8 protein-coding genes and 1 pseudogene are annotated in these 12,852 nt (G+C 39.8%); 3 read left to right on the top strand and 6 right to left on the bottom strand.

What is annotated here, in order from left to right:
- Positions 1-35: 35 nt before the first annotated feature.
- Positions 36-2,210: a S9 family peptidase gene (locus H5117_RS11835; protein WP_182738004.1), complete on the bottom strand. Its 2,175-nt coding sequence runs from the start codon at positions 2,208-2,210 to the stop codon at positions 36-38.
- A gap of 191 nt (positions 2,211-2,401) precedes the next feature.
- Between H5117_RS11835 and H5117_RS11840 the strand changes: the two genes are divergently transcribed.
- Together H5117_RS11840 and H5117_RS11845 are read left to right on the top strand one after the other, a co-directional pair.
- Entirely contained in the window at positions 2,402-2,872 is a 471-nt protein-coding gene (locus tag H5117_RS11840) for a DUF2721 domain-containing protein (RefSeq protein ID WP_007377300.1), read from the top strand.
- Positions 2,873-2,964: 92 nt separating this feature from the next.
- Positions 2,965-3,417, top strand: a complete 453-nt coding sequence (locus H5117_RS11845) for a cytochrome c (RefSeq protein ID WP_024595584.1) — start codon at positions 2,965-2,967, stop codon at positions 3,415-3,417.
- Positions 3,418-3,506: 89 nt separating this feature from the next.
- On the opposite strand, the pseudogene H5117_RS11850 reads toward H5117_RS11845, so the two are convergent.
- Both H5117_RS11850 and H5117_RS11855 read right to left on the bottom strand, forming a co-directional pair.
- Positions 3,507-6,628, bottom strand: a pseudogene (locus H5117_RS11850) (efflux RND transporter permease subunit).
- 12 nt (positions 6,629-6,640) lie between these two features.
- Complete coding sequence (locus tag H5117_RS11855; protein ID WP_182738007.1) at positions 6,641-7,819, bottom strand: efflux RND transporter periplasmic adaptor subunit; 1,179 nt, start codon at positions 7,817-7,819, stop codon at positions 6,641-6,643.
- Positions 7,820-8,107: 288 nt separating this feature from the next.
- Between H5117_RS11855 and H5117_RS11860 the strand changes: the two genes are divergently transcribed.
- Positions 8,108-10,615 (top strand): zinc-dependent metalloprotease, encoded by a 2,508-nt coding sequence (locus H5117_RS11860; RefSeq protein ID WP_182733892.1) that lies wholly within the window; start codon positions 8,108-8,110, stop codon positions 10,613-10,615.
- Between the two features lie 67 nt (positions 10,616-10,682).
- Here the strand turns inward: H5117_RS11860 and H5117_RS11865 are convergent, their stop codons facing one another.
- From H5117_RS11865 to H5117_RS11875, 3 genes are read right to left on the bottom strand one after another with little or no spacing between them, the layout of a single operon-like run.
- Positions 10,683-11,471 (bottom strand): PhzF family phenazine biosynthesis protein, encoded by a 789-nt coding sequence (locus tag H5117_RS11865; protein ID WP_182738009.1) that lies wholly within the window; start codon positions 11,469-11,471, stop codon positions 10,683-10,685.
- Between the two features lie 19 nt (positions 11,472-11,490).
- Positions 11,491-11,964, bottom strand: a complete 474-nt coding sequence (locus H5117_RS11870) for a pilin (protein WP_182738011.1) — start codon at positions 11,962-11,964, stop codon at positions 11,491-11,493.
- Positions 11,961-12,785: a hypothetical protein gene (locus H5117_RS11875; RefSeq protein ID WP_182738013.1), complete on the bottom strand. Its 825-nt coding sequence runs from the start codon at positions 12,783-12,785 to the stop codon at positions 11,961-11,963. Before H5117_RS11875 ends, H5117_RS11870 begins: the two co-directional genes overlap by 4 nt.
- Between the last annotated feature and the right edge of the window lie 67 nt (positions 12,786-12,852).

Consider the following 12,852-nt stretch of genomic DNA (forward strand, 5'->3'; position numbering starts at 1 on the left):
TTATTGAGTTAAATCTATTTAAATATAAAGAGTAACTACTTTTTAATACCCGCTAAATCAAGCATAAATGCATAGTTTAGCGCGGTATCTTCTAGGCGCTTAAAGCGACCCGATGCACCACCGTGCCCTGCTTCCATATCTATTTTAAACAGTAACTTATTGTCATCAGTTTTATAGTCACGCAGCTTAGCAACCCATTTTGCAGGCTCAAAGTATTGAACTTGTGAATCGTGCAAGCCAGTCGTTACTAACATATTAGGATATGCTTGCTTAGATACTTGGTCGTATGGCGAGTAAGATAGCATGTAATCGTAATACGCTTTTTCGTTCGGATTACCCCACTCACCGTATTCATTTGTTGTAAGCGGAATGCTCGCATCAAGCATAGTGGTTACTACGTCAACAAATGGTACCGCAGCAACCATGCCTTTATAAAGCTCAGGCGCTTGGTTTGCTACTGCGCCCATTAATAAGCCACCAGCACTGCCACCTAACGCAAATATTTCATCTTTTGCGCCATACTTTTGAGAAACCAATGCTTTAGTTACATCAACAAAGTCATTAAACGTATTCTTTTTAGTGAGTAGCTTGCCGTCTTCGTACCAAGGACGACCTAGCATTTGCGAGCCACGTACATGGGCAATTGCAAATACAAAGCCACGGTCAAGTAAACTCAAACGCGTGCTTGAAAAAGTAGGATCCATGGTTGCGCCATAAGAGCCGTAACCGTATTGCAGTAGCGGGTTAGTACCATCTTTTTTAAACGCGTCTTTACGGTAAACTAAGCTTACCGGTACTTTTATGCCATCACGTGCTGTTACAAAAATACGCTCTGAGGCGTAATTATCAGCATCAAAATCACCTAATACAGCTTGCTGTTTAAGTAGTTTTTTATCGCCAGTCGCTAAATCTACATCGTACGATGAGCTTGGTGTAGTCATGCTTGTGTAATAAACACGTAACGTGCTGCTATCTATATCGTTATTACCATAAGTACCAATTGTATAAGCGCTATCGTTAAAGCTCAGTGGTAACTCTTTACCTGTTTTTAAATCACGCGCAATCAACTTTGATTGGCCCATTTCACGCTCTTGGTAAACTAAGTAGTCATTAAATAAATCAATGCCTTCGAGTTTAATATCATCGCGCGCAGGGATCACACTTTGCCAATTTGCTTTGTCACCTGCTTTATCAATATCCACTTTCATCAGCTGAAAATTTACAGCATCTAAGTTAGTTACAATGTAGTAAGTATTCCCTAGTTTAGATATTTCATATTCAAGCCCTGCTTCGCGCTCAATTAAGCGTTTAGGCATTGCCTTAGCATCATCAGCACTTAGTACCGATACGCCTGATGCTGCTGTGCTGCTGTGCCAAATATAAATTTCTGACTCATCTTTGCTTTTACTCATACCCATGTAGTAACTGGTATCAGTTTCTTCGTAAATTAGCTCATCATCAGCTTGTGGTGTACCTAATGTATGACGATAAACTTGATAACCTAATAAAGTTTGTAAATCTTTTTTAATGTAATAAACCGTTTTATTATCGTTTGCCCAAACTATACCGCCGTTGGTGCCCTCAAGTGTATCTTCGAGTAATTTACCGGTTGTTAAATCTTTTATTTTTATACTATAAATACGACGGCTAACAGTATCTTCCCCATAAGCCATTAAATTGCCATTCGGGCTTACATTTAAGCCACTTACTGCATAATAATCATGGCCTTTCGCAAGCTCATTTACTTCTAAAATAACTTGCTGATCCGTACCTGCAAAATCGCTGCTGCGTAAGTAAGTAGTGTACTCGTTATCGCCACGTGTTTGCGTTGAGTAAAAATAATCACCGTTTTTAACTGGGACTGAATCATCGTCTTTTTGGATACGCCCTTTTAGCTCTTCAAACAATTCACTTTGCAGCGTTTTGGTATGTGCAAGCATTGCATCTGTGTATGTATTTTCAGCTTCTAAATAGTTAATCACCTCTGGCGCTTTACGTTCGTCATCACGTAACCAATAGTAATTATCTACACGTGTGTCACCATGAATAGTCATCTCATGAGGCACTTTTTTAGCAACTGGGGCAATAGCTTGGGCTACTTGAACCGTTTTAACTTGTGTATTATTTTTTTTGGTTTCTTCAGGGGCTTGATTACAGCCACTTAAAATAGCTAGCGATAATGCAGCAAGTGCGAATGGAGTACGTTTCATCAGTCAAAGTCCTTGTTGGTTTTTATTTTTTTATTAAGTAATTAAATATACCTAAAAATAACCTGTGTTGTGATTTACTTTGTGAAGCTATGTAAAGTAAATCAACGTAATTCCTCTTTTCTTAATAAGCCTACATCAGGTACTCTGTAGATATATAAGTCATTTTCAAGCTCAACTGATTAAGGGTAGGAATGAATAACGAAGTAATAAATATTTTAACTATGGCTAAAGTAATTCAAACAGCTGTTGCCCCAGTATTCTTGATCACGGGTATTGCCGCTACTTTAGGTGTTTTATCTAATCGTTTGGCACGTATTACCGATAGGGCACGTCAGTTAGAACGCAGATTAAAAGTAAGTACTGACGAGGACTTTAATAAATCACTCGCTACAGAGCTGCGCGCTCTTTTAAAGCGTTCTCGATGTATTCATATTGCTTTTAGTTTAAGTGTATTAAGCGCATTACTTGTATGCGCTGTGGTTATGTTGTTATTTTTATCGCACATTCAATCTATAAACTTAGGCGTGACTATTGCTTGTTGTTTTGTAGCAGCAATGGCATTACTCATATGTGCATTTATGTCGTTACTTGGTGAGGTATTCTTAGCAACTAGAAGCATGCGTCGCGGGATGATATTTGCAGATATTGATATAAACGATTAAGTTTTAGTTAAATCTATCGTATTCACTTGAATAAATACGATGTTAGATACAAGATACCGAATTAAGAATTACAATTTTCAACAGGGGCAAACATGAAATTAAAAAAAGTATTAGCAACAATAGCGCTGGCAACGTGTGCATTTAGCGTATCTGCAAATTCTGCATTTAAAGAGCCAAGTGACGCGATTGAATACCGCCAAGCAGCGTTTTCAATGATCTCAGTACAAATTGGTGACATGGGCGCAATGCTAAAAGGTAAAGTACCTTTTGACGCAGAGCAATTTAAAAAGCGTGCTAACAACGCAGCTGCACTTTCAAAAATGCCATGGGAAGCGTTTTACGAAGGAACAGATAAAGGCGACACAGCTGCACTTGCTGCTGTTTGGTCTGAAAACGATACTTTTATGAAAAAAGCAACTGCATTCCAACAATACGCAGATGAGTTAGCAGTAGCGGCTCAATCAGGCGATAAGGCCGTAATTGGTAAAGCTTTTGGTGCATGGGCTAAAGGCTGTAAAGATTGCCATAAGCAATTTAAAGATTAATTATTGTTGTAGCCAGTTTAACAACAATAAATAGATAATAAAAAGCACTGAGCGTTAATAACGGTCAGTGCTTTTTTTATGCTTTTTATCTACGAGACTTTCACAGCTCGGCTTTTAAATGGGCGTTTAAATACGGCACCAATATCACCTAGAATAATATATAAACACGGTACTAATATAAGCGTTATTAACGTTGCAAACATCACTGCAAAGCCAAGTGCTACTGCCATAGGTATTACAAACTTAGCCTGCAGGCTTGTTTCAAACATAATGGGCAATACACCAGCAAAGGTAGTGATTGATGTTAATAAGATTGCTCTAAAGCGGGCACAACCTGCTTCTATTACTGCATTTTTAACGCTAACACCCTCGCGGCGAACTTGGTTTACGTAATCGGTCATTACTAGGGAGTCGTTTATAACAACGCCTGCAGCAGCAATTAAGCCAAAGCCCGACATTAAGCTCATATCTAAATCAAACCAGTAATGACCCCAAATAGCGCCAGTTAAGCTAAACGGAATAACCGACATTACAATAAGCGGTTGTGAATAGCTTTTAAGCGGAACAGCTAGCAGTATGTATACTAAAATCATTCCGCCAATAAAAAACATTATTTGCTCATTAGCTTGAGCTTGCTGCTCTTCAATGGCGCCACCAAGCTCTGATTTAACACTTGGGAATTCTTCAATTAGCTGTGGCAGTAAGTTTTCTTTTACTTGCTTAACCACTTCGCCTGGCTCAATTTGCTCTTCATCAATATTGCCATAAACATACACGGTACGGTAGCCACCTTCGCGGCGTATATAGCTAATACCTGGCGTTTCTGTTAGTTCTACTACATCACCAAGAAGCACTTCTCGACCTTGCGGGGTAGTAACAATGGTGTGTTTAAGCGATGAAAATGCCTCTCGAGTCAGTTTAGGATAACGTACCATTACGCGTACTTCTTCGCCGTTTCGGATTACGCGCTGTGCTTCGCCACCATAAAAACTAGCACCCACTTGATTTGCAATACCTGCCAAATCTAAGCCTAAATCGTATGCAACTGGTTTAAGGCTCATTTGCACTTCTTTGCTTGCAGGATCTATGGTTGAACTTATATCAAACAACCCTTTTTGCTGTTGAAGTAATTGAATAAAACGACGACCCGCTTGATTTAAAGTATCTATGTCTGAACCATACAATAAATAGCCAAACTCGCCGCCACCATTACCACCGCCGCCACCAACATCGTCTTGAATAGTTAACGACTTAATACCAGCAATAGTCGGCATAGCCTCACGCCACCGTCGCGAAAGCTCAAATGCATTGTATGGACGTGAGTCTTCGTCAACCAATGGCGCAAGTAACTGCGACTCGGTTCTGCCTTGATTAAATACCAATACATCACGAATAATTTTTTGACCAAACTCACGTTCTGTTTCTTCATCGACTCTAAGTACCATAGCCTCTATTTCACGAATAGCGGCAATGGTTTGTAAGTCAGAAACGTTGTCGTTCATTTCAACTTGTATTTGTGGAAAGTCGTGCGGCACTTTAGGAGTTGGAACTGTACGTACTTTATTAGACGTAATAAGTGCAATACTGATTATAAACATTGCAATAAAAGCAAACAAAACAGTCCAGCGCCAATCAACACACTTAGCAATAAAACGTTTGTATGGGCCATTTACGAAACCAAAAAAGCGTGTATTGAAGCGATCGCGCCAGCCACCTTTTTTAATCGGCGAAAAGTGCGTATGAGCAATGTGAGCTGGCAGTATCAGCTTTGATTCAATCAAACTAAATACTAAACACAGCATTACTACAACGGCTATACCATAAAAGAAGGCACTTTCTGGCCCGCTCGACATTGTGAATGGTGCAAATACAGCAATCGTTGTTAACACACCAAAGGTTGCAGGGGTCGCGACTCGGTTAGCGCCACGCACAACATTTTCTACACCACCGCCGCTTTTTTCAACTTCGGTGTAGGCAGCCTCCCCTATCACTATGGCATCATCCACCACTATGCCGAGCACCATTATAAAAGCGAATAACGAAATAATATTAATGCTAATGCCAAATAGCGGCATCATCATCATGGCCCCTAAAAAACATACAGGTAAGCCAATCATTACCCAAAGCGCTAGTTTAAATCGCAAGAATAACGACAACATAATTGCCACCAAAATGGCACCTTGAAACAGGTTAGCTTTCATCATATCAAGGCGAGCATTCAGGTAGTAGGTCATATCCATTAATGGCTCTAATCGAATACCTGGCGGTAGCTGCTTATTTTTTTGATCAATATATGCTTTAACCGAATCCGCAACGGGAATCATGTTTTGCTCTTGTGTTGCTTTAACCGATAAATACACCGCGTTTTCGCCATTAAACTTAAAGTAGCGCTCACCTTCGATAAATTGATCTTTAATAACTGCAATATCTTGCAGTAAAACTTTAGCGCCATACTCGCCAATTTTTACCGGAATTTGCCTAAACTCTTCACCTGAGTAAAACTGATTCTCGACGCGAACAGAAATAACACCTGCGTCTGTTTTTAGCTGCCCCGCCGAAAAGTTAGCTGAGTAACGACGCACTGCATTCATTACATCACTAAGGGTTAGATTATATTGGCGCAGCGTATCAGGCTCTATTTCAATTGCTATTTCATCAAGAGGAACATCGTTTACCACTAACGACACGTTAGATAGCTGTAGTAACTCATCCTCTATTTGGTTTGCTATAGGCTTAAGCTCAGTAAGCGGCAAGTCAGCAACGAGCGTCATACCTATTACGTCTTGCCTAAACTCAACTTGACTTATGGTGACCGGTTCCATACCCGCCGGAAAAGTCGCAATACCATCAACACGCAACTTTACTTTATCAAGCACATCGGTAAGTTTTGCATCGGTGTTTATTTCCAGGCTGGCTGTACCGCCATTTCTAAATGCCCTGTACACACCTTTTTTAATTTCAGTCACATCTTTTAGCGACTCTTCAATTTTTATAAGTATGCTTTCTTCTATTTCCTGAGGAGAGGCACCGGGGTAATTAGCCTCAATATTAATGTAGTTAATCTCTACATTAGGAAACATTTGACGCTGAATCGTAAAGTAACTTATAGCCCCCATAATAATGATAAAAACATCATTAAATTAGCGGCTACTGAATTATTAGCAAAGTAGGCAATTAGCCCTGTTTGTTTTTGTTGTATTGACTCGCTCATAACTATTACACCCTACAGCTGTTGCGTGTTTGAAGTGCTCGTTTCTGAGCTTTCAGGTTTTGTAGCTACACCTGCAATTTTAACCTGCATTCCTTTTTGCGGGTATTCAGGTAGAGTAATAACAAGTTTATCATCGGCATTTAAACCACTGCTAATGTAAAAATACTCACCCTCTTCACGAATAACCGTTACTTTGCGAGGCTCTAGTTCTTGGTTTTCGTTTACTACCCACACAGTTTGGTTGTTAACTAAAGCTTGTGGTAAACGGTAAATATTATTAAGCATTGCACCTGCAAAATTTACCTGTACGTAGCTACCAAACTTAATGGCTGGTTGTATATTCTTAAGACCGTATGGGTCTTCTATACGCACTACTAAACTGCTCATACGCGTAGCGTTATCAACAATCCCTAGGTCGCGGTCAATTACACCTTCACGGGTGAAGCTGTTTAGGCCTTTTTGAATAATCGTTGCGGTAATACCTTTAATACGCTCTGGCAAAAAAACGCTATCGAACCCTGCTATAGGAATAATCACTTCAGCGGTCTCAATATTATTGAGTTCAGCAACTTGCGAACCCATAGTGACAAATTGTCCAACACCTATATTTCGACTAATAACCAATGCGTCGTAAGGGGCTGTAACATCACAATTACCCAAATCACGTTGCGCGCGCTTTAATGCTGCTTGCGCCGACTTTACAGATGCCTGCGCACTGAGCACTTGAGGTTTACGCAAAAATAAATCTGTGCGCGCTTTACTTGGAAAGCGCTTGGCTTCGTCTTCGGCTACTCGAGCTTGAGCTTGCTCCTCTATCAAACCCGCTTGCGCGCGAGCAAGCTCGGCCTCTGCAACAAGTACTGCTGCTTCATAATTATCTTTTTCGATAGTGAATAACGTTTCACCGCGAGCAACTATGCCACCGGCTACAAAATTAGGATGCCAACTTAACACCTCGCCCGACACCTGCGCCGAGAGCAGTGTATTTTCAAGAGGCTTTACTTCACCGTAGCTATTAATAATAACTTGGTGATCGTTTGCAATCACTAGCTCAACTTGCACTGTTGGACGAGTATCAATTACTTCTTTTTTTTCTGGACCTTTTGCAATGGCATTGATTCCCATAAAGCCAACAACACCAACAATGAGCGCTACAAATGGAAAAACCCATCTAAGTGAATTTGTTTGCATATCCTATTATCCCCAAAATTCTATTAACGCCATAATACCAGAGCCATATGAAACATTAAGGTGACATTTGTAAGCAACTGTTACAAATGGATATAGGCCACTGCTATTTAGGGCTATAGAATATAACTTCACACGCAGTCCATCTCATTCGTTATATTTTGTTACAAACTTTTATTCATTAATATCAGTTTATTAGCGTTAAACACTTAAATTTCATCGCGAAGATGTGCGAAACTAAATTAATTTACGTACAGTCCAATTAAATTAACAAATATTAAAAGCCTCAAAATGAAATTAACGACCATCACCCTTGCGCTTAGCTTAGCGTTTGGCAGCCATGCATTTGCAGCCGATAAAAAAGACGAAAAAGAGTCAAAAACACTTAGCGAAATGATCAAAGGACAAACCGAATTTGCCGGTATATTTAGCCTTTATCAAGACGAAAAAACCGGTAAGCACCTTATGGTGATTAACGAATCCCAACTCAATACGCCGTTTGTGTATTTTGCGCACACTGTCGATGGCGTTACAGATGCTGGCCATTATCGTGGTTCGTACCGCGAAACTAAGTTAATTGAATTTAGAAAATACTTTGACCGTATCGATATTATTAGCAAAACACCTCGCTACAAATTTGACGAAAGTAGTGCAATTTCAAAAGCGAGTGATGCCAATATTAGTGAAGCGGTACTTGCGAGCATTAAAATAGAAAAAGAAGAAGACGGTAAAATAGCATTTAATGTAAATAAGTTATTTTTAAGCGAAGCACTTCATAAAGTATCACCTACGCCAAATCCAGCAGATAAAAACGCTAAAAAACGCTTTAAAGTAGGTAAACTAGACGATAAAAAATCACGCATTATTAAACAGCGTCCATATCCTAATAACTTAGACGTGGTTGTTGATTACGTATTTACTAACCCAAGCCCAACGGTACGTGGCTCAAATGCAGTAAGCGACCCGCGTAGCGTATCGGTAAAAGTTCAGCACTCGTTTGTCGCTCTACCTAGCAATAACTACGCACCACGTATGGATGATGCGCGCATTGGTTATTTTACAAATCAATTTGATCAAATGACATCTACCGATTGGGCACCTTATCAAGATGTTATAAAACGCTGGGACTTACAAAAGAAAGACTCAAGTGCAGCGCTTTCAGAGCCAGTAAAACCAATTACTTGGTGGATAGAAAACACCACACCCATTGAATGGCGCGATACTATTCGTGACGCTGTTTTAACGTGGAATACCTCTTTTGAAAAAGCCGGCTTTAAAAATGCCTTAGAGGTAAAAGTACAACCAGATGATGCAGACTGGGATGCGGGCGATATCAATTACAACGTACTGCGTTGGACTTCGTCACCTAAGCCTCCATTTGGCGGATACGGGCCAGCACTTGCTAACCCATTAACAGGCGAAATACTGGGCTCAGACATTATGCTTGAGTTTGTATTTATGAAAAACCGCTGGATTTACGACACACTTTTCACACAAGGAACAATGAGCCACGGTGAAACAACAAATACCGGCGAGCTAAATTGCTCTCTTGGGCATGAGATTCAACAAAATCTAATGCTTGCCAAAGGCCTTGCTAGCGGCGACAAAATTGAAGATAAAGAAATGCTTCGCCAAGGTCTAACGCAATTGGTACTTCACGAAGTTGGCCATACTTTAGGTCTTAACCATAATATGAAATCATCAATTTTGTGGGATGAAAAAGAAGTACACGATAAAAACAAAACACAAGGCATAGTAACCGGTTCTGTTATGGATTATGCACCCGCTAACATTGCCCCAATTGGTATGCAGCAAGGTGATATTTTTCAAACAAAACCTGGTCCTTACGATGATTGGGCAATTAACTATGGGTACAGCGTAGCGCTTGCAGATGAAGCTGCTGAGCAAGCTCGACTTGAAAAAATACTTGCTCGTTCAAGTGAACATGCCCTTGCCTTTGGTAACGATGCAGACGATATGCGCGCACCAGGTCGCCATATCGATCCACGTGTAATGATTGGTGATTTGTCGTCCAACCCTGCTGCCTATGGCGCAGATCGTATGGCACTAATTAATAAACTATTTACTGAGCTAAAAGATAAAGCAACGGTTAAAGGTGAGTCTTACCAACAGCTTGTTACCTCTGCTAATAGCTTATTTGGTCAGTACCGAGCTCAAGCAGGTGTGGTTTCTCGCCAGATTGGTGGCGTATACGTTGAGCGCGCTGTAGTGGGTGATACAAATGCAGATAAACCATTTACACCGGTATCGCTTGAGCGTCAAACACAAGCAATGGATATACTAGCCAAGTTTGTATTTGCACCAGATGTACTACAAAACATGCAACCTCTTTATAGCTACTTACAGCTGCAACGTCGTGGCTTTAATCACTATGGCAAAAATGAAGACCCTAAAGCACACCAAATGATTTTAGGAATGCAAAAGTCTGTACTTGCACAGCTATTACACCCAGCGGTATTACTGCGTATTTCTGATACTGCTTTGTACGGTAACGAATATAGCCTAACTCAGTTTATGGAAGATTTAACCGCCAGCATTTTCGTGAAAAACAAAGACGCAAACTCTATTAGTCACAATTTACAAATTGAGTATGTTAACCAGTTAATTGCAATTGCAGGTCTTGGCAAAGCAAGCAAATACGATAACTTAGCTAAAACAGCAGCGTTATATCAGCTAACTCAAATAGCCGATACCAGTGTTGCTTGGGGTGCAGATACAGCAACTAAAGCGCATAAGAAATATATTGATCGCTTAATTGCAAAAGCGCTAGAAGCATAAAACCTCTATTAATTGAGTAAACCAAGGCCACAATTTACGTGGCCTTTTTTATAACTTAATTCACAGTTTAAATATAAATAGTGCCTTTTAAATACCTTACAGCATGCCCGGTCAAAGTGACGGTTGTATCATCCACTTTGCAAATTAAATGCCCGCCTCTGCTTGAAGCCTGATAAGCACTTAACGTAGTTTTATCCAATTGCTGCGCCCAGTAAGGTGCCAAGCCAGTATGAATTGAGCCCGTTACATAATCTTCATCGCCACCGCTTGCAGGCCAAAAATAACGAGATATAAAATCGTAATCATCACTAGGTGCTGTAGCCAATACATCTAGTGGATAAAGCGCTTTTAAAAGCTCGGAGTTAGTTTTTAATTCAAGTATTTGATCGGCATTTTCATAAATAGCAAAGTAAGCTTGGCGATTTTTAAGCACTTTAATCGGTTGTATAGACAAGCCATCAAGCAATTGCTGCGGTACATTTTGTACCTCAATCGGTGCTTGTTTAGGAAAGGTCATTGCAAAGCTGCCATCAGCGTTTCTATTAACGATTAGCTCGCCCACCGCATCAGCAACAAAGCGAATTTTCGATATATTATGCTCTTCACATAAAACATAGGCAGCCGCAAGTGTGGCGTGACCACAAAAGTTGATTTCCATCAACGGCGAAAACCAGCGAATAACAAAGCTTCCATCGTCTTGCAGGCAGGTAAAAGCAGTTTCAGATACGTTATTCTCAGCGCCAATCTTTAGCATTAAATCGTCACTTAACCACGATTCTAGTGGGATCACTGCCGCATAGTTACCTTTAAATAACTCATTCGTAAACGCATCAATTTGATGAATAGCTAATTGCACTTTAATCCCCTAAATTATTTTATATACATGCTGAAGGTAAAATTTCTTTTGGTACTGTTGTCTTATTTTCACCAATAGCTTGCATGCCAGTTACCGGTTCATCAAACCCACATAACCATGCAATTGGGCTTGTAGGGCTTCCTGTTACAACGGCGGGTCTGAATGTTAAAACTGTATTTTGCAAAAGCTGTGAGGCTTTATTACCCAAGCTAATATGAATAGCACCATTATCGACTGTGATGCCCGTCACTCGATTACCAATCAAAAATTTACTTGCAGGCACACCCGCTTGCTCATTACTTGCTGGAAAGCGCCTGTTTTCAAGATAATAAACCGTAACGTCTTCTCTAATGGCAGCAGCCATTGCAAGTGGGTCAACAAGTTCTGCTCGTTGTATATACTTACTGTACTGAGGTAGTGCAACCGCAGCTAAAATACCAATAATAGACACCACCACCATCAACTCTATTAACGTAAATCCTTTTGTCCTCATAGTACTTCTCCTAGCATAAATAGTGGTTGATAAGCCGCTTTCACAAATAAGCAAATAGACACAACAATGACCAAACCATAAACAATAACGAGCTTACTTATAAAGCTTTTAATATGTGTATTAAGTAGCTTTAGCTGATGCTTTAATAACGCTTTAAATTCTTCTTGGGTTTCTAAACCTAGCAGCTCGCATTGAGCTAAGTGCTGGGTTTGAGGTGTAGAGGCTTTAACACCCTTTTTATGATTACTTGGAAATAATAGCGTGGTAATTAAAGAGTTATGCTCATTAATTAATTGACGAGGAATAAGAAATTTAAATAAACCCGAAAAAGGCTTTAGCTCTGTGAGAGCACTTACATTTTTTAGCTTTAAAATAACGGTAAAAATAACACTCAGCAATAAAACGAGTAAAATAATTGGCACATACCAGTACGCAAAATAATCATCAAATACATGATTTAAAGAAATAGTATGCTTGCTATATATCTCTACAAAAGTAGGCACAACAAAAGACTGATACAACAAAGAGGATAAAACATAAATAACAAATACAATGGTTAAGTAACTAAGCCAGCCCTTGTGCTCAAACTTAAATTCGTTAACTAATTCCGGTAAACATTGATAATACGCAGCTTGCTTTTGCGATGTTGCTTCATCTTGAGATGCAATTTGCGTCACCAGATTATGCGCTAATTTACTATGCGACCCGCTATTGGCATACATATTTAAATGGGACTGTGTACTTAGCTCATCTTTTTGCTCTGTACTTAGTGTTTTAGAGCTATTAACACGGCAAATATAGCCAAACTGATTCCAATTCATACTTTATCCTTTTGTTAGATAAAGTAATTTGCCATAAATTAGGTTAAATAGGAACTTAAGTAGCTTG

This window comes from Pseudoalteromonas sp. SG45-1 (assembly GCF_014164135.1).
Classification (GTDB): Bacteria; Pseudomonadota; Gammaproteobacteria; order Enterobacterales; family Alteromonadaceae; genus Pseudoalteromonas; species Pseudoalteromonas distincta.

Bases quoted from the DNA above. Each gene is read 5' to 3' on its own strand.
- H5117_RS11840 (WP_007377300.1), top strand. From the start codon at position 2,402: ATGAATAACGAAGTAATAAATATTTTAACTATGGCTAAAGTAATTCAA.
- H5117_RS11875 (WP_182738013.1), bottom strand. From the start codon at position 12,785: ATGAATTGGAATCAGTTTGGCTATATTTGCCGTGTTAATAGCTCTAAA.
- H5117_RS11845 (WP_024595584.1), top strand. From the start codon at position 2,965: ATGAAATTAAAAAAAGTATTAGCAACAATAGCGCTGGCAACGTGTGCA.
- H5117_RS11870 (WP_182738011.1), bottom strand. From the start codon at position 11,964: ATGAGGACAAAAGGATTTACGTTAATAGAGTTGATGGTGGTGGTGTCT.
- H5117_RS11855 (WP_182738007.1), bottom strand. From the start codon at position 7,819: ATGCAAACAAATTCACTTAGATGGGTTTTTCCATTTGTAGCGCTCATT.
- H5117_RS11835 (WP_182738004.1), bottom strand. From the start codon at position 2,210: ATGAAACGTACTCCATTCGCACTTGCTGCATTATCGCTAGCTATTTTA.
- H5117_RS11860 (WP_182733892.1), top strand. From the start codon at position 8,108: ATGAAATTAACGACCATCACCCTTGCGCTTAGCTTAGCGTTTGGCAGC.